Source organism: Acuticoccus yangtzensis, assembly GCF_001927245.1.
Taxonomy (GTDB): domain Bacteria; phylum Pseudomonadota; class Alphaproteobacteria; order Rhizobiales; family Amorphaceae; genus Acuticoccus; species Acuticoccus yangtzensis.
The window spans coordinates 1,078,497-1,095,969 of record NZ_MJUX01000001.1; the positions used below are offsets into that span (position 1 = coordinate 1,078,497).

General features: G+C 66.8%; 18 protein-coding genes. 8 read left to right on the plus strand and 10 right to left on the minus strand.

What is annotated here, in order from left to right; all coding sequences use genetic code 11:
- Positions 1–32 precede the first annotated feature (32 nt).
- The 6 genes from dnaN to BIX52_RS04785 all read right to left on the minus strand — a co-directional run bounded on the left by dnaN (position 33) and on the right by BIX52_RS04785 (position 6,323).
- Positions 33–1,151, minus strand: a complete 1,119-nt coding sequence (dnaN, locus tag BIX52_RS04760) for a DNA polymerase III subunit beta (protein WP_075219771.1) — start codon at positions 1,149–1,151, stop codon at positions 33–35.
- A gap of 161 nt (positions 1,152–1,312) precedes the next feature.
- Complete coding sequence (gene copM, locus BIX52_RS04765; RefSeq protein WP_245803136.1) at positions 1,313–1,768, minus strand: CopM family metallochaperone; 456 nt, start codon at positions 1,766–1,768, stop codon at positions 1,313–1,315.
- Between the two features lie 161 nt (positions 1,769–1,929).
- Positions 1,930–3,399: a chromosomal replication initiator protein DnaA gene (dnaA, locus tag BIX52_RS04770; protein ID WP_075219772.1), complete on the minus strand. Its 1,470-nt coding sequence runs from the start codon at positions 3,397–3,399 to the stop codon at positions 1,930–1,932.
- Positions 3,400–3,531: 132 nt separating this feature from the next.
- Entirely contained in the window at positions 3,532–3,966 is a 435-nt protein-coding gene (locus BIX52_RS04775) for a rhodanese-like domain-containing protein (RefSeq protein ID WP_075219773.1), read from the minus strand.
- A gap of 1,189 nt (positions 3,967–5,155) precedes the next feature.
- Complete coding sequence (gene rpsT / locus BIX52_RS04780; RefSeq protein ID WP_075219774.1) at positions 5,156–5,419, minus strand: 30S ribosomal protein S20; 264 nt, start codon at positions 5,417–5,419, stop codon at positions 5,156–5,158.
- Between the two features lie 127 nt (positions 5,420–5,546).
- The gene (locus BIX52_RS04785; protein WP_075219775.1) at positions 5,547–6,323 is read right to left on the minus strand and encodes an enoyl-CoA hydratase; all 777 of its coding nucleotides are present in this window, start codon (positions 6,321–6,323) and stop codon (positions 5,547–5,549) included.
- Between the two features lie 135 nt (positions 6,324–6,458).
- Between BIX52_RS04785 and zapE the strand changes: the two genes are divergently transcribed.
- The 6 genes from zapE to sucC all read left to right on the plus strand — a co-directional run bounded on the left by zapE (position 6,459) and on the right by sucC (position 12,797).
- Positions 6,459–7,565, plus strand: coding sequence for a cell division protein ZapE (zapE, locus tag BIX52_RS04790; RefSeq protein WP_075219776.1), 1,107 nt, complete (start codon positions 6,459–6,461; stop codon positions 7,563–7,565).
- Positions 7,566–7,856: 291 nt separating this feature from the next.
- On the plus strand, positions 7,857–8,819 hold the full coding sequence (mdh, locus tag BIX52_RS04795; RefSeq protein WP_075219777.1) for a malate dehydrogenase: 963 nt from the start codon (positions 7,857–7,859) through the stop codon (positions 8,817–8,819).
- Positions 8,785–9,279, plus strand: a complete 495-nt coding sequence (locus BIX52_RS04800) for an invasion associated locus B family protein (RefSeq protein ID WP_075219778.1) — start codon at positions 8,785–8,787, stop codon at positions 9,277–9,279. Before mdh ends, BIX52_RS04800 begins: the two co-directional genes overlap by 35 nt.
- Before the next feature lie 250 nt (positions 9,280–9,529).
- The gene (locus BIX52_RS04805; protein ID WP_075219779.1) at positions 9,530–10,108 is read left to right on the plus strand and encodes a hypothetical protein; all 579 of its coding nucleotides are present in this window, start codon (positions 9,530–9,532) and stop codon (positions 10,106–10,108) included.
- An 81-nt stretch (positions 10,109–10,189) separates the two neighbouring features.
- Positions 10,190–11,473, plus strand: a complete 1,284-nt coding sequence (locus BIX52_RS04810; RefSeq protein WP_075219780.1) for a WcbI family polysaccharide biosynthesis putative acetyltransferase — start codon at positions 10,190–10,192, stop codon at positions 11,471–11,473.
- Between the two features lie 130 nt (positions 11,474–11,603).
- Complete coding sequence (sucC, locus tag BIX52_RS04815) at positions 11,604–12,797, plus strand: ADP-forming succinate--CoA ligase subunit beta (RefSeq protein ID WP_075219781.1); 1,194 nt, start codon at positions 11,604–11,606, stop codon at positions 12,795–12,797.
- 96 nt (positions 12,798–12,893) lie between these two features.
- On the opposite strand, the gene BIX52_RS04820 is transcribed toward sucC, so the two are convergent.
- From BIX52_RS04820 to BIX52_RS04830, 3 genes are all read right to left on the minus strand, one after another.
- Positions 12,894–13,688 (minus strand): GNAT family N-acetyltransferase, encoded by a 795-nt coding sequence (locus BIX52_RS04820; protein WP_075219782.1) that lies wholly within the window; start codon positions 13,686–13,688, stop codon positions 12,894–12,896.
- Positions 13,689–13,786: 98 nt separating this feature from the next.
- Complete coding sequence (locus BIX52_RS04825) at positions 13,787–14,569, minus strand: glutamine amidotransferase (RefSeq protein ID WP_075219783.1); 783 nt, start codon at positions 14,567–14,569, stop codon at positions 13,787–13,789.
- A gap of 32 nt (positions 14,570–14,601) precedes the next feature.
- On the minus strand, positions 14,602–15,069 hold the full coding sequence (locus BIX52_RS04830; protein ID WP_075219784.1) for a tellurite resistance TerB family protein: 468 nt from the start codon (positions 15,067–15,069) through the stop codon (positions 14,602–14,604).
- Positions 15,070–15,313: 244 nt separating this feature from the next.
- Between BIX52_RS04830 and BIX52_RS04835 the strand changes: the two genes are divergently transcribed.
- A complete protein-coding gene (locus BIX52_RS04835) occupies positions 15,314–15,829 on the plus strand; it encodes a YHS domain-containing (seleno)protein (RefSeq protein WP_245803111.1) in 516 nt (171 codons plus the stop codon).
- 41 nt (positions 15,830–15,870) lie between these two features.
- Here BIX52_RS04835 and BIX52_RS04840 read toward each other — a convergent pair whose 3' ends face one another.
- Entirely contained in the window at positions 15,871–16,497 is a 627-nt protein-coding gene (locus BIX52_RS04840; protein WP_075219785.1) for a class I SAM-dependent methyltransferase, read from the minus strand.
- A gap of 135 nt (positions 16,498–16,632) precedes the next feature.
- Here BIX52_RS04840 and BIX52_RS04845 point away from each other — a divergent pair, with 135 nt between their 5' ends.
- The gene (locus BIX52_RS04845; protein ID WP_075219786.1) at positions 16,633–17,460 is read left to right on the plus strand and encodes an SRPBCC family protein; all 828 of its coding nucleotides are present in this window, start codon (positions 16,633–16,635) and stop codon (positions 17,458–17,460) included.
- Positions 17,461–17,473: the final 13 nt, after the last annotated feature.

Consider the following 17,473-nt stretch of genomic DNA (forward strand, 5'->3'; position numbering starts at 1 on the left):
GTCCAGTCACGCGGACGGGTGCCTCAGCGCGCTCACACGCGCATCGGCATCAGGACGTACAGCGTCTTCTCGGCGTCGCCGTCGTGGATCAGGGTCGGCGAGCCGGGGTCGGCCAGCGCGAAGGTCGCGTTCTCCGAGCCGAGCTGGCTCGTGATGTCGAGGAGATATTTCGAGTTGAAGCCGATGTCGAGCGGCTCGGAATCGAAGTCGACGACGAGCTCGTCCGTCGCCGTGCCGGAATCGGGGTTGATGACCGAAAGGGTCAGCGCACCGTCCGTCAGCGACAGCTTCACCGCGCGCCCGCGCTCGGACGACACGGTCGATACGCGGTCGACCGCCGCGGCGAAGTCGATCCGGTCGACGTGCATGATCTTGGTGTTGTTCTTCGGAATGACCCGGTCATAGTCCGGGAACGTACCGTCGATCAGCTTCGAGGTCAGGATCACGTTGGCGAAGGACACGCGGATCTTCGTGTCCGACAGCTCGATCGTCAGCTCCGCCTCCGGGTTCTCCATCAGCCGCTGCAGCTCGCCCACGGTCTTGCGCGGGACGATGATGCCGGGCATGCCCGCCGCACCGTCCGGCGCCTGCACCTGCGCCTGGGCCAGACGGTGACCGTCCGTCGCCACGGCACGGAACATCGCCCCGCCCGGTGCGTCCACGGTGTGGAAGTAGATGCCGTTGAGATAGTAGCGGGTCTCTTCGGTGGAGATCGCGAACTGGGTGCGGTCGATCAGCCACTTGAAGTCGGCGGCCTTCAGCTTGAACGAATTGGTGAATTCGCCGCTGGAGATGTCGGGATAGTCGCTCTCGGGCAGCATCTGCAGCGCGAAGCGGGAGCGGCCCGCCGTCAGCGTCATGGTGGACCCGTCCGGGTTCGTCTCCAGCGCGATGCGGGCGCCCTCGGGAATCTTGCGCACGATGTCGTGCAGCATGTGGGCCGGGACGGTGATTGCGCCCGGCTGATCGACGGCGGCTTCCACCGTCTCGATCACCTCGAGGTCGAGGTCGGTCGCCTTCAGGGTCAGGGCCGCCCCGTCGGCGCGGATCAGCACATTGGACAGGATCGGAATCGTGTTGCGGCGCTCAACGACACGCTGGACGTGGCTGAGGGGCTTGAGCAAGTGGGCCCGTTCGAGTGTCGCACGCATGAGCGAAGAGTCCGTCGCAAGAGCGCGGGGTAACGCGCAGGGAGGGTACGTTGACCAGAACAACGGCCACGTTTCAAGGTGCTGCGCCGCACGAAACGGCTGTGACGTGCGGCGTCCACACATCACCCGCCGTCTCGCCGCCCCTCATATCGCCGCGCGCTTCAGTAACCCCGCGCGGCAAGCCAAGCCCGCATCTCGGCAATCTCACGCTCCTGCGTGGCGATGACGGCCTCGGCCATCGCGCGGACCTGCGGATCACGGCCATAGGCGACGACGATCCGCGCCATGTCGACCGCGCCTTGATGGTGCGGGATCATTCCGCTCACGAAGTCGACGTCCGGGTCGCCGGAGGGCTCCACCATCATGGCGGTATGCATCCGGTCCATCGCCGCCCGCATGGCGGCGGCCGCCGGGTCCGCTGTCGCAACATCGGCGGCGGCGGCATCCTGCGGCGCAGCATGGCCCGCATGCGCCGATGACGGCCCGGCGGCTTGCGCGCCGGCGGACAAAGTGTCGTGGCCGCCGTGATGCATCGCCTGGGCGGAGGCGGTGCCACCGGCGGCCGTGAAGAAGCCGGCGGTAAGGACGAGAGCGGACATGAGGGGGCGCAAGGGCATCTCCTGGGCGGCCACGCGGCGGGCGCTGGACATATGAGACCGCCCGGCCATACCGGGCGGATGCTCATATCTAAGCGCTCGTTTCGCCAATGCCTGCCGCGGGAGATGCGTCCGATGGACACGGGGTGTACGGGCGGCACGCTCGCCCGTACCACAGCGGCCTACTGGTCGAGGAGGCGCTTCAGCGTCTCGATGTCCTCGGCCATCTGCTGATCCTTCTGGATCAGCTCTTCCACCTTGCGCACAGCGTGGAGCACGGTGGTGTGGTCGCGGTTGCCGAAGCGCCGGCCGATCTCCGGAAGCGACCGCGGCGTCAGCGTCTTCGACAGGTACATGGCGATCTGCCGGGGGCGGACGATCACCTTCGTGCGGCGTGCCGACACGAGGTCCTGGCGCGACACGTTGAAGTGCTGCGAGGTCACCCGCTGGATGTCCTCGATCTTCGGCTTCTTGCTCTCGCGGGCGCGCAGGAGGTCGCGCAGCGCATTCTCGGCCATCTTCAGGTCGATGGGGGCCGAGGTGAGCTGGTTGTGGGCGACGAGGCGGTTGATCGCCCCGTCGAGGTCGCGCCCGTTGGTGGTGATGGAGCGGGCGACGAAATCGATCACCTCGTCGGGGAAGACGAGCTCCTCGAACATCTCCTGCTGGGCCTTGATGCGCTGCTCCAGGATGGCTTTGCGCATCGTGTAGTCGGGCGGGGTCAGCTCCACGAGGAGACCGCCGCCGAGACGCGAGCGAACCCGCGCGTCCAGCCCTTCGAGGTCGGCCGGAGCCCTGTCGGCGGCGATCACCACCTGGCGCTGGCTGTCGACGAGGGTGGTCAACGTGTGGCCGAACTCCTCCTGCACTTTCTGGCCATTCAGGAACTGAATGTCGTCGATCAGCAGGACGTCGATGTCGCGCAGGATGTCTTTGAACGAGATCGTGTTGCGGTTCATCACCGCGGACACGAAGCGGTACATGAAGTGCTCGGCCGTCAGATAGAGCGTGCGGCGCGCGGGGTTCACCGCGGTCGCAGCCCCGGCGATGGCCTGGAGCAGGTGCGTCTTGCCGAGGCCGACGCCGCCGGTGACGAAGAGTGGATTATAGGCCGCGCGCTCGCCCGGCTGGGCGAAGGCCACCTTCTTCGCCGCGGCGACGGCGAGCTGGTTCGACGAGCCTTCGACGAAGGTGTTGAACGTGAAGCGCGGCTCCAAGGCAGACCCCTCCAGACCACCGGCGGTGTTGGGATTGGACTGCGGCGCGTCGATCTGCCGGCGCGGGGCGGCGACCCCTGCCGTCTGCTCGACCGTGTTGGGCGCGACGGCGGCGGGGCCGGACGCGCGCGGTGCACGGGGCTGCGGACGCAGGGCGCTGCGCACCTTGAACAGAACTTCGCGCGTCCCCGGGCGCACAGCGCGCCAGCGCTGCATCACGTCCGCGGCATAGTGCTGCTGCACCCAGTGGCGGATGAACGAGGTCGGGGTCGAAAGGTTGACCGTCGTGTCCGAGGCGGATTCGAAGTCGATCCGCGCAAACCAAGAGGTGAAAATGTCATCGCCATAGGCCGCGCGGATCTCGGCCTTGATCTGGGCCCAGGTCTCGCTGTCTTGGCTCTGCGTCGTTCCGGCCGATGCGTGGGTTGGCTCCATCGTTCGCACTACTCCTGAAGGTCCCGTGTTTCATGTGTGAGCCCGGACAGCGGTCAAATTCGACAAACCTTTCCCTCTCCGGCACCCGGGTGCGCCAGAGTGGGAACGCGCTACGCGTGGTTCGAAAAAGGATTAGGTCTGGCGCCAGGGGAGGTTTGAGGCCTTCCAGCCGGCGACAGTTCCGCGGTGGCCGTTGTCGTCGGGCGGCCCTTCGAAGCCGTCCGCGACGTTAATGCACCGTTCGTAGCCGAGGGCTGCCATCAGCCTGGCGGCGGCGAGGCTGCGGGCCCCGCTGCGGCAGATGAAGTACAGCGCCGCCGACCGATCAGGGCAGGCGCTCGCGAGCGCCTGGCCAAAGTCGTCCGCGACCGCCATCGTCGGGAAGACCTGCCATTCGATCAGAATGGGCGCCTCGCCCGGAGTGGAGGAAAGATCCGTGATCCCGACATAGGACCATTCTGCGCGGGTCCGCACGTCGATCAGGCGGGCCGAGGGGTCTTCCATCAACGCGGCGAAGGCTTCGGTGGACGACACTTCGGAAATCGGTGGAGTGGCGGCAGGGGTCATGGACAAGAATCCTTTGCCGGGCGACATATCACCCAGGTTACATAACCAGTCGGCTTCTAGTGGATTTCGCGGTCGATGCGAACAGCCTCTAGTCCGGCGAGGTGAAGCAAGAAACAGATGCCATTCCGCAACCTGAAATTGCATTCACCGACATGCCATGACCCTCTTCGACGTCTATAACCCGACCTCGTTGCGAAGCGGGTTTGTTTATTATGAGAGCGGTTCGTTGCCCTGCTCAGTGGTTAACTTCTCGCACGATGACGCTCCGAGGGCAAGCGTCAGAGCACAGCAGAATTGGCCTGTTTCATTGGCAAAACCGCGCATTCCTGCGCCGTTTCCCTGCGCATCTGAGAATTAGCGTTATCAGAGAGTGGCTTCGCACTGAGCCGTGGAAGACGGCCCTATCGGAAATTTTTTTGGTTGACCGGAAAACGAAAACGGCGGGTGCATTGGCTCGTTTCGTCGCGGAAGCATCAAAAACTTACACACAAATTGCGGGCGTCGCGCGAAGGAATTTTCCTTCACAGGTTGCATAATGGTTAACGCCATCCTTCGACCGAGGGGCACATCGTGCGCCATGCATCACGCCGCATCTGCCCCTACCGTAATGCAGGCCAGAAGCCGAAATTCCATGACAGAGGGGTGACATATTGTGAAGAGGCGCATCATAGCGCAGCGCCCTTGTCCCCAGCGGAGGGTGCCTCCGCGATGCCGGTCGGGACAGGATATTTGTACCCGGCTAACCAACCGAAGGGCGCGAATGGCGGACAGGATCATTCACCGATCGGCGCCAACAATTCACGATTCTTTCGAGGCCTTTGTAAAATTGCAAAACCATGAGGCCGGTGGATAACTCGCTGCCGCGCCGCGACGCGGCGGGATCGGCCGGCGTTCTGCGCCACGTTCCAACGGCGGCGGAGCGCGGAGGGAGCAAGATTAGGCGGTTAACTTGATGCAAAAATGAGCAGCGCCGGAAAGCCAAGGCTTGTCCGGCGCTGCTCGGGAATTTCGAAATGGACCTGAGCGACTGTCGTCGGCGCTCTGCCCGCCCTCACAAGGCGCCCAATTTCAAGGACGCGGCGGGCTCACCTCGGCGCTCACCGCTCGTGCCCTCCCTCAAGGGGAGCATGCGGTGAGAGACCACGACCTCCGCCCGGCGAGCGCCCGAGGACGCCGGCCGGCGGCAGGCTTAGCCGAGCGCCTTCACGCGCTGCGCGAGACGGGACACTTTGCGGGACGCGGTGTTCTTGTGAAGGATGCCCTTCTGAGCGGCCCGCATGATCTCCGGCTGCGCGTCCTTCAGCGCATCCTTGGCGGCGGTGGCGTCACCGGCCTTCAGCGCGTCTTCCAGCTTGCGCACGAAGGTACGCATGCGCGAACGGCGCGCGCCGTTGATTTCGGTCCGCTTCTTCAGCTTGCGGACCATCTTCTGTGCGGACTTCGTATTAGCCATGAACTCTTCCAATGACGACGAGCGGCAGCGGACCGGCGCAGGGGCACCGCGAGCCGCTCACTCGCATGATGAGATTGAAGCGCGCGCCTACGACTTCAAGGGCCGCGCGTCAACCTTTTTTTGGTTTTCAGCGGTGTCTGAAGGCCGGTTTACGCTTCTCGACGAAGGCTGTCATCCCCTCTTTCTGGTCATCCGTCGCAAACAGTCCATGGAAGAGCCGGCGCTCGAACTGCACACCCTCGGCAAGCGTCGTCTCGAAGGCCCGGTTCACCGCCTCCTTGCCCGCCATCACCGAAGGACGGCCCATCGACGCGATCACGGCGGCCGCCTTCTTCGCCTCGGCCATCAAATCGGCCGCGGGCACCACGCGCGCCACCAGGCCCGATCGTTCGGCCTCGGCCGCGTCCATCATGCGCCCGGTCAGGACGAGGTCCATCGCCTTCGCCTTGCCGATCGCCCGCGTCAGGCGCTGCGTGCCGCCGACGCCGGGGATGACGCCGAGCTTGATCTCCGGCTGGCCGAACTTCGCCGTATCGGCGGCGATGATGAAGTCGCACATCATCGCCACCTCGCAGCCGCCGCCGAGCGCGAACCCGGCCACCGCGGCGATCACCGGCTTCCTCATCCGCCCGACACCGTCCCAGCGCGACAGGAAGTCCTCGCCGTAGACGTCCGCGAAGGTCTTTGTCTGCATCTCGGTGATGTCGGCGCCCGCGGCGAAGGCCTTGTCGGATCCGGTGATGATCATGGCGCCGATCGCGGGGTCGGCGTCGAACGCGGACAAGGCGTCGATCAGCTCGTCGATGAGCTGCGCGCTCAAGGCGTTCAGCGCCTTGGGCCGGTTCAGCGTGACGATGCCGACGGCCCCGTCGGTCTCGGTGAGGATGGTCTCGTAGGACGCCATCGTGCCCTCCCTCGTGGCATTTTCAGGATCGGTATCATTAACGCCTTCGTCTGCAAGGCTTTTGACGCGGGCCAATCTCTGGCAAAGACACCGCGCCCATCCTGAACCAACGGTCCCCCAATAGCCGAGTATGCAATGACGAACAGCGTGACCGAACGCTACCAGGCGCTCGTGGCCGAGGGCGAGGTGCAGCACGACCCGGCCCAGCTCAAGGTGGCCGCCGCTCTCGACGACGTGGCGAGCGACCTTGCCGCGCAGGAAGGCGGGTTGACCGGCTTCTTTCGCCGCCGCATGGGCCGCACCCGCGCCGTGAAGGGGCTCTACGTCTGGGGCGAGGTCGGCCGCGGCAAGACCATGCTGATGGACCTCTTTTTCGAGACCGTGCCGGTCGAGAAGAAGCGCCGCATGCACTTCAACGACTTCATGGGCGAGGCGCACGGGCGCATCAACGCGCTGCGCCAGACGAAGGTGGACGATGCGGTGCTGAAGGCGGCCGACGACATGGCCGCGGACGCGCGCGTTCTCGCCTTCGACGAATTCGCGGTGACCGACATCGCCGACGCGATGATCCTCGCCCGCCTGTTCCGCCAGCTCTTCGCGCGCGGGGTGACCTTGGTGGCGACCTCCAACGTGGCGCCGGCGGACCTTTATAAAGACGGCCTCAACCGCCAGCTCTTCATCCCCTTCATCCAGCTCCTGCGCGAATATGTCGACGTGGTGCGGCTCGACGCGGACGCCGACTACCGGCTCGATCGGCTGAAGGATTTCCGCGTCTGGTTCGCGCCGGGCGATCCGGGCTTCGAGCGGCTGTGGGCGACGCTGCTCGCCGACCGCACGGCGGAGCCCGCCACCGTCGCCGTCGCCTCGCGCAGTCTGCCGGTGCCGTTGGCGGCGGGGGGGCTGGCGCGCTTCGGGTTCGCCGATCTGGTCGAGCAGCCGCGCAGCGCCAACGACTATATTGCGCTCGCCAAGCGCTTCCACACCCTCTTCCTGGAGGACATTCCAGTGCTGACACCGGAGCGGCGGGAAACGACGCGCCGTTTCATCAACCTCATCGACGTCCTCTATGATCAGAAGGTGCGGCTGATCGTGACCGCGGCGGCCGAGCCGGACGGGCTGTTCGATCCCGGCGAGGACGGCGGGCGCTACGAGGGCTTCGCGTTCGCGCGCACCGCCTCGAGGCTCCACGAGATGCGCTCGGCGAGCTACCTGTCAGACTTGGAGTCGACCCCGCTGACCTGAGCCGGTGCGCCGCCGGCTGGCGCCCCAGGCCCGGTCGAGCCCCGGACCGAACCGGTGGTGCAAATAGAGAAAAGCGCAAGCACCAGTATCGGCGGCCGGCATCCTGCGCGATGACGCGCTCACGGTAGGATTATGGCGGCTGCGGATCGGCTGGAACGGGGCGATCCTTGCACCACGGCGAGAGCCGACCTGTGCGCCGACGGGGATCGCTGCCACTTAAAGCAGCTTGAACGGGGCAAAAGATCGCGCTAGCCCGTCGCCGATACCGTACTCTTTCCCTCGGACATTCACATGGCACGCTCGAAAATCGCGCTCATCGGCTCTGGCCAGATCGGCGGCACGCTCGCTCATCTCGCGGGCCTCAAGGAGCTGGGTGACGTCGTTCTCTTCGACATCGCGGAAGGCACCCCGCAGGGCAAGGCGCTCGACCTCTACCAGTCCTCGCCGATCGACGGCTTCGACTCCAAGCTGTCCGGTGCGAACGACTATTCGGCGATCGCCGGGTCCGACGTCGTCATCGTGACCGCAGGCGTGCCGCGCAAACCGGGCATGAGCCGTGATGATCTCCTCGGCATCAACCTGAAGGTCATGGCCGCGGTGGGTCAGGGCATCAAAGAGAACTGCCCGGACGCGTTCGTGATCTGCATCACCAACCCGCTCGACGCGATGGTGTGGGCGCTGCAGAAGTTCTCCGGCCTGCCCGAGAAGAAGGTCGTCGGTATGGCGGGCGTGCTCGACTCGGCCCGCTTCCGCACCTTCCTCGCCATGGAATTCGACGTGTCGGTCGAGGATGTGACCGCCTTCGTGCTGGGCGGCCACGGCGACACGATGGTTCCGCTGACGCGCTATTCCACCGTCGCCGGCGTGCCGCTGCCGGACCTCGTGAAGCTCGGCTGGACCACGCAGGAGAAGCTCGACTCCATCGTCCAGCGCACCCGTGACGGCGGCGCCGAGATCGTCGGCCTGCTGAAGACCGGTTCGGCCTTCTACGCCCCGGCCGCCGCGGCGATCCAGATGGCCGAGTCCTACCTGAAGGACAAGAAGCGCGTGCTGCCCTGCGCCGCCTACCTCAACGGCCAGTTCGGCGTCGACGATCTCTATGTCGGCGTGCCGGTGGTGATCGGCTCCGAGGGCGTGGAGCGGGTGGTCGAGATCGAGCTTCAGGGCGACGAGAAGGACCAGTTCGACAAGTCTGTCGGCGCGGTGAAGGGTCTCCTCGATGCCTGCAAGACGATCGACCCGTCGCTGGCTTGATCTCGGCCTGACGACGCCGGTTCTTCTGGCGGCCCTGACCCTGTCCGGCGCCGCCACCGAACCGCGCTGGTTCATCAAGAACGACCCCGCCGGCCATGTCGCCATGTGGGGCGTTCCCAGCACCGAGGCCGTGGGCTTCGTGGTGACCTGCGGCGGCACGCGGACCATCGTCCTGTCCCCGGCCCTTTATGCGATGGACGAGCCGCAAGGCCCGTCCCGCATTCGCTTCACGGTCGACGAAATGAGCTATGTGCGCGCCGCCAACCTCGTCTTCAGCGAGCGCGATGCGGCGTGGCAGGCGAGCGCGGTGGTGCCCGCCGATGACGACATTTTGACGGCGTTTCGGCGTGGCCGGTCGCTGACCTACGATTTCGACCCGCCGCGCCGCGCGGGCGATGCCTTCACGGTCTCACTGGACGGTTCGGCCGCCCCACTCGACGACGTGATCTCAGGCTGTTAACCATGGGCCGGTTTGGCGGGCCTCACGGCTCTGCCGGGCCTCCTTCGGACGCGAGGCGCCGCGGCATCCATCGCCGCACACGGCTCCACGTTGCCGCCACCCGGCCCCGCGGTGCGACCTTCGTCGCCGCGGCGTCCGCTCGGGACTTTGACGCACCGAGCCGGCAACAGCCTCCCGGACGGCCCGCGAAGAAAGGGCGTCGCCCACCTTCGCGCATCGCGTCTGCAGTTGAAAATGACGGATAGGATCTATGCGCCAAGTGTTGCGTAAGGCAGCCGCGATCCTCGTGATTGCGAGCGTCCAGACAACCCTCCCGGCCCACAGCTTCGCGGCCGACACGTGGGACGTCACCCCCGATACCGAAGAGACCGCCGCCTTCATCCGCGTCCCCGGCGGGACGGACTGGCCCGACGACACGGTCGGCACCGTCGATGACGGGCAACGCCGCGCGGCCTTCGCGCCCCCTCCCCCGCCGCCTTCCGAGGAGATCAAGCTCGTCGTCAGCTGTGCCGCGGCCAGCACATTGTCCGTTCATGTCACCGGCATCGCTTACGCGCAGCCGCGCATCATCGGCGGGCTGCAGTTCGACGTGGACGGCCATGTGATGAACCGCATCGCCAACCTGGAATTTTCCGAGACGGACGGGGCCTGGTTCCCCGTCACCGAAGTGACCGCGGACGACGAGTTGATCCAGCGGCTGCGCAAAGGCCAGACGGCAAAGGCGTTCGTGGTCGGCAACGCGGCGGACGGACGGGCGGTGGACGTGCCGCTGACCGGGTCCTTTGTTGCGATCGACCGCACGTTGCGCCACTGTTCGACCGGCGTCTGATCGCAAAAGCGAGGCGCGCGGCCGCGTCCCCGCGGCGTTGGCGAAGACGTCGACCACGACCGAGAGGGATCCACGCTGAACGTGACCGAGGATGTTGGGGCCAACGACGGGCCTGCGGGAGACGGGACCGGGAGCGACGCGGTCGTGACGGCCACCGCGCGGTCGGCGGGCCCTGCGGACGGGGATGCGGAGAGCGAGGCGGAAAAGGCCGAGCGGCGCGCACGGCGGCTGATGCGCCGGGCCAAACGCGCCCGCAAGGAGGCCGACGAGGCGGCGCGGGGCGCTCCCGCCACCGCGTACGCCGCATCGGCAGCCACCGCGCGGCCTAGCGCGGGCGAGGCGTTCGCGGCACGGCCTAGCGCGGGCGAGGCATTCGCGGCACGGCCCGCGTCGGCGTTGCGTGCCGTCGAAATGCCGGCGACCCTGCCGGTCGGCACTGCGGTTGCCGCACCGGCCGCGATCGGCCGCGCGGCGATCAGGATCGCCACCATCCAGAACTGCCAGTCCGGCTCGACCGGCGCCTATCTCAGCGCCGCGCTCCCGAACGCCTCCGTCGACCAGTTCCGGCTCGACATGCCGACGTGGAACGATCCCGACGAGCAGGAACGGTTCATTGCGCGCAACAGGGACGCCGACCTCGTCCTGGTTCAGCCGAACCAGCAGACCGGCATCAGTCCCCAGCGTCTGCAGGGCGAGTTCGGCGGGCGTGTCACCGTCCTGTGCAATCTCTACTATTGCGGGCTGACGCCGGATTGCGTCTACGTCGGCTCACGCGCGCGGCGCGTCGCGGGGCCGCTCGACTATCACAGCATCATCGTCCTCGATGCCTACAAGCGCGGTCTTGCGGTGGTGGCGTGCGAAGCGCGCTTCGGCGGAGACGGGTTTGATGACCTCCTGCTCTATGATGCGCACGCCCACTCTCTCGACACACTGCGCCAGCGCGAACGGCAATTCGGCGTCGCCGTTTCCGCCGTCCCCCTGATCGAGCGGGGCTGGCGCGAGGAACGGCTGTTCTATACGGCGAACCACCCCACCGCGGCGCTCCTCGCGCGTTACATGGACGAGGTTCTGGCCCATCTCGGCATCGCCGCGGCTCCGGTGGAGACCGCACGCCTGCGCGACCCGTTGATCCACGCGAACGTTCTTCCGATTTTCGACTGCGTGGCCGAACATCATGATCTGCTGTTCCGAACCACGCAGCATTATTCGACCGTTCAGCGCAGGTTCGCGCCGCTTCGTCAGATCATCGAAGGCTTTTATCGTTCGTATGACGAGGCGTCGCCGGACGATCTGGTGCTGCATGGCGATATCCATCCCGCCTACCGCGCAGACCCCGCCCGGTTCGGCCATTTGTTCGCCGATTGAGCCGGGCATGCTCAAAAACACCGCGCCAGAGCGCATGTGTGCGATGGATCGGCGCGCAAAGTTTGCTATGGGATGGGCCCGTGGCGCACATAGCGCCTTGGACCCGTTGCGACCTTAGGGAAAGCCGCCGATGAACATTCACGAATATCAGGCCAAGCAGCTTCTGAAGACCTTCGGGGCTCCGGTTGCCGAGGGTGTCGCGATCACCAGCGCGGACGAAGCCGCGGCGGCGGCCGCCAAGCTCCCCGGACCGCTTTATGTCGTGAAGAGCCAGATCCACGCCGGCGGGCGCGGCAAGGGCAAGTTCAAGGAGCTCGGCCCGGACGCGAAAGGCGGCGTGCGCCTCGCCAAGTCGGCCGAGGAAGTGGAAGCCCACGTCAAAGAGATGCTCGGCAACACCCTCGTCACCAAGCAGACGGGCCCGGCCGGCAAGCAGGTGAACCGCCTCTATATCGAGGACGGCGCCGACATTGCCCGTGAGCTCTACCTCTCCATCCTCGTCGACCGCACCGTCGGCCAGGTGGCCTTCGTCGTCTCCACCGAAGGCGGCATGGACATCGAGGCCGTCGCCGAAGAGACGCCGGAGAAGATCGTCACCGTGGCGATCGACCCGACCATGGGCGTGACCGCGGCCGACGCCGCCAAGCTCTCCGCCGCGCTGGAGCTGGAGGAGCCCGCGAAGGGCGAGATGGCGACCCTCGCCGCGCAGCTCTACAAGGCGTTCACCGAGAAGGACATGAGCCTTCTGGAGGTGAACCCGCTCATCGTCATGGAGAACGGCCACCTGCGCGTGCTCGACGCGAAGGTCTCGTTCGACGGCAACTCCCTCTTCCGCCATCCGGACGTGATGGAGCTGCGCGACATGACCGAGGAGGACGACAAGGAAATCGAGGCGTCGAAGTACGACCTCGCCTATGTCGCGCTCGACGGGAACATCGGCTGCATGGTCAACGGCGCGGGCCTCGCCATGGCGACGATGGACATCATCAAGCTCTACGGCAAGGAGCCGGCCAACTTCCTCGACGTCGGCGGCGGCGCCACGAAGGAGAAGGTGACCGCGGCGTTCAAGATCATCACCGCCGATCCGAACGTGGAAGGCATCCTGGTCAACATCTTCGGCGGCATCATGCGCTGTGACGTGATCGCAGAGGGCGTGATCGCCGCGGTGAAGGAAGTCGGCCTGACCGTGCCGCTGGTGGTGCGTCTGGAAGGCACCAACGTCGACCAGGGCAAGGCGCTGCTGGACGGCTCGGGCCTCGCCATCACCTCCGCCGACGACCTCGACGACGCGGCGCAGAAGATCGTCGCCGCCGTCGGCAAGTAAGCCCGCCCGCAGCGGAATGCCCGGTTCGCCGGGACGGAAAGGGGCGCATGCGCCCCTTTTTTCGTGCACGCGGCGCGGCCCGCGGCACCCACCGGCTCAGCGGGTGAACTTCCCCTGCGCCTCCGGCACGCCGATGCCGGACAGATAGCCGTCGTCCAGCGTCAGGCCGCACGCCTCCACCACCTTGCGCGAGGGCGCGTTGCCGGCGGCGACGAGTTGATAGACCCGCTCCGCGCCCAGCCTGTCGCACGCCGCGCGCACAGCCGCCGCGTTGACGATGCGGCCGAGCCCTTGCCCCCGCCGCTCGGGCGCCACGGCGAGAAGCCCCACCCAGGCCACCCGGTGATGCGGGCTCGACGCATTGTGGGGCCCGTAGGCGTGGGCTGTGGCGACGATCGCGCCCACCGCGTCGCTGAGGACGAGGGTGATGCCGCCGCCTCGCTCACCGGTCAGCGCGGAGCCGGAGAAGGGGGAGACCCCCTCCCTGTCCATGAAGGTCTGCACGGCGACGACCGCCTCGCCCTCCGGATCGCCGGCGAGTTCGTCCAGCGACAGGCCCGGCGGCAGCGGGGACGCGAGGATGCGCCCGGTCGCCTCGCGCAGCGGGCCGATGTCACCGAGGTAGACCTGATGGGAATCGAAGCGGTAGCCGCGGGCCGCGAGCCATTCGGCGACGCGGGCGGCGACGGGCGCGGGCAGCATACGGAAGCCGACCAGCCCGTCGCGCTCCAGGATCGCGCCGAGGCGGTCCCAGCCCAGCGCGTCCGGGTCGTCGCAGGACATGAAGCGGACGGCGTTGCACAGGCCCGGCGTGACGGCGATGGTGTCCCACTCGTCGTCCACCCGCCGCTGAAGCGCGATCTTCTGGTCGGAGCCGAAATAACCCGCCATCGCGCCATCCTGATGCTCAGAGATCGCCTTGCGAGATCAGCAATGCCAGGATGCGCGATCCGCCGGCGCTCCGCAACCGGGATGCGATCAGCCGCGGCTCAGGCGACCTTCTGGGCCGGCGGGTTGACCACGTCGCGGCGGCGGTCGCTCGCTAGCCACAGGTCCATGAAGTCGGACAGCCACGCGCGAACGGGACCGTCATAGACCGCGCGGCCGCGGAAATGGTCGCCGCGCTGACATGCGCCGGGGAGCTTGAACCGCTCGTAGGCGCGGGTGGTCCAGCGATGCATCATGGCGAGCGTCAGCTCCGGGTGGAACTGAATGCCATAGGCCGTCTCGCCGACGCGGAAGGCCTGTTCCTCGTAATGCTCGCCCGACGCCAAAATGTCCGTGCCGCGCGGGGTGCGGAAGCCCTCGCGGTGCCATTGATAGACCTTGCCGGGCCACTCCATCAACGCGCGGCCGGAGGGGGTGGCGGCGATGTCGTAATAGCCGATCTCGACCTGGCCTTCGGGATGGGGGCCGACGCTGCCGCCGATGGTCTTCGCCAGCATCTGCCCGCCCAGGCAGATGCCGAGGAAGGGTGTCCCCTCCTTCAGCGGCACGTTGATGAAGTCGATCTCGCGCTTCACGAACTCGTCGGGATCGTTCGCACTCATCGGACCGCCGAAGATGACGACGCCGTCGTGCTCCTCGGTGGTCTCCGGCAGCGGATCGCCCAAAGGCGGGCGACGGATGTCGAGCGTGTAGCCGCGCGCCAGAAGGGCCTGGCCGACCCGGCCCGGCGACGAGTGGGCTTGATGCAGGACCGTGAGGATGGGGCGGCGGGCCGGCGACGCGGCAGAGACTTGCTCAGATTCGATCGAATATTGAGACGCCATAGCGCGATGATATCAGACCTAAAATGCAGACGCTACTGGCCTTTGGTGCGCCGGTCCTCGATGTCCTTGCGCAAGGTCACGCGGTCGCGCGAGGATACACCGATCAACTCGGCCACGCGCCAGACGATGTTGTCCTCGAACTCGGACACCACACCGTCGGCATAGACCATCTCCCACATCATCATGACGACGTCGCGCCGGCCTTCCTCGTCCAGCTCGCGCTTGAGGATGGAGGTGAAGCCGTAGAGGTCGACCGCCTCGTCGTCCCGGCGGGTGGCCTCGTCGATCAGGTCCGCGGTCTCGGCCTCGGACAGGCCATAATGCTCACGCAGCACCTCGGCCAGCCGCGCCTTCTCCTCGGGCGTCACGATACCGTCGATCGCGATGATGTGGACCAGGATGGCGGCCACGGAAAGACGCGGATCGGCCACCTGAAAGGTGTCCTCGCCGGTTCCGGCCTGCGTCAACTTCCCGAGCCAGTCCGACAAGGTGCGAAGCATGGTCTGTCCTCTTTCTGGCGCGCCGCGTTGTGGTGCGGCGCCTCGTCAATGTTGGCGCTGCGGAAGGGAAGCGCCAGGGGCCCGGCAGCGGTTCCGGTATATCCACATGGGGACCTATAACGCACGCGCCTTTCAAATGTTCGTTGGATTCGCGTCAGCGGCGGCACGGAGGCGCGAGGGGCGCTTATCTGAGAGGCAAGCGCCGCCGCGAAGGAGCGGCGTGCCCGATCGCGGAGATACGGACATGATGCGTTTTGCCTTTGCTCTCGGCCTCGCGGTGGCGGCGGCCTCCCCTGCCCTGGCGGGGGAGCAGTATGTGAACGCCACCGGATTTGCCAATTCCGGCTACGACGTGGTCGCCTATTTCGATCTGGCGCAGGCGCCGGTGGGCGAGAGGCAGCCGGCCGCGGTGCCAGGGTCTGCGGCCTACACGGCGACCTATAACGGCGCCACCTTCGCCTTCTCCAGCGCAGAGAATCTGGCGAGATTCGAGGCCGATCCGGCCCGCTACGCTCCGCAATATGACGGCCACTGCGCCTACGGAGTGACCAAGGGCGGCAAGGTGCCCGGCCACCCGGACCTGTGGCGGATCGTGGACGGGAAGCTCTACCTCAACATCACGCCGAACGTGGTCACCTTTTGGGAGGAGGACATCTCCGGCAACCTCGCCACGTCCGAGAGGAACTGGCCGGGGATCGAGGATGCGCCCGCATCGGACATGGCGATCCCGAAGTTCACGCCCGCCGCGCCGAAGAGCTGACGGCGGGTCCGGCTGGGCACGGCGACGGGAACGCGCGGTCGTCAAGCCGCCTTGAGCGATGGGGCGAAAGCGTCGAACGGGGCGAGGCCCGCCGACTGAAGGGCGGCCGCGAGCGCTTCGAGGCGCGCGGGGCTGCGGGTGAGAAGCGTCGCCCGGTCCGGCTCGCCGGTGATGGGGTCGCGCGCCACCACGCCGAGGCCCAGCCAGTCCGGCACAGCGCGGCGCCACCGCTCGGCGATGTCCGGCCCATAAAGGCGCCAGTGGCCGTATTTGTCCTCGCGCGCGAACCCATATTCCTTGGTGCGGGCGACGCGCAGAAGGTCCGGCACGGACAGGAAGACGACGCCCTCGGGTCCGGCGACGCGCGCCAGCTCGCCGAGGGCGGCATGGTCGTCCTCCACATGCTCCAGAACGTGGTTGGCGATGACGAGATCATACGCCCCGTCCGCCCGGTCGATGGCCGCCATGTCGAGGTGGTTGGGGCCGCCGAATTGCGACACCTCGAACGCCGAGAACACGGCGCGATCGGCCGACAGGTCCGGACTGAACTGGAGGACGCGCGCGCCCGCCAGGGCGTCGCCGATCGCCTGGAAGATGGTGCGGAAGGCGCGGTGACGTTCCAGCGCGCCGCAACTTGCGCAGCGCGGCGGGATCCCGTTAGGTGACAAACGTCCCGAAGGTCCCAGCGTTAACGACGTTGACAGACAAATCGGACAAGATGCCGATCCGGGACTTGTAGCTTTTGACGCCATACAGGCCGTCCCCTAACTAATGGACACTCGGGTGTCGACTGGGGTGAAAAGGTGGAATTTTCCGGCGAAAAGGTGATCGGCGCCTCTCAGGAGCGTGTTTATGATGCACTCCACGACCCTGTTGTGTTGCGGCAGGTGCTGCCTGGAGTCCAGTCGCTTCACAAGCTCGATGCCGACAAATACGAGATCTCCGCCACGCTGAAAATCGGCGGACTGAAGCCCACCCTCAGCGGTTTGGTGGAGCTATATAATCAGGACAGGCCGTCCGGCTACTCCTTGCGCGGTCAAGCCAGTAGCGCCAACGGCACGGCGATCGGCAGCGCCCACGTCGCACTGGCGGCGATCGATTCGGAGACCACCAACCTCGCCTATCACATCTCGATGGATCTCGACGGGCAGCTCGCCGCCATCGAGGTGCTGCGGCTGGAGACGACGGCGCGCACGCTGACGGGCGAGTTCTTCTCGCGCCTTCAGACGCTGCTGGACGGGGAGCCGCTACCGCCTGCCGAACCGGAGCCCGAACCCGAGGCGCCCGCCCCCACCCCGCCGCCCCAGCATGTGGCGAGCGAGATGAAGACGGTGACGCCGACCTATGCGTCGACCGACGCGACGGGCAATTACGTGGTCGCCGAACCCGATCCTGACCCGCGCTACGACACGAGCCCCGTCACCAGGCGCGGCGAGGCCGGCGAGACTGCGCCGGCCGGTGCGGCTGGGGCGACGCCGCCGCGCCCGCTGGCGCCGAGCCTCGAAACGACAGGCTTCGATCCCCGCCCCGTTCGCGCCGCTGAACCTCAAAGCGGGGGCGGAATCGGCCGGTGGATCGGCGTCATCATCGGCCTGGTGCTGATCGCCGCCCTGCTGAACAACAATTTCTGACGGCTCGCCGCGT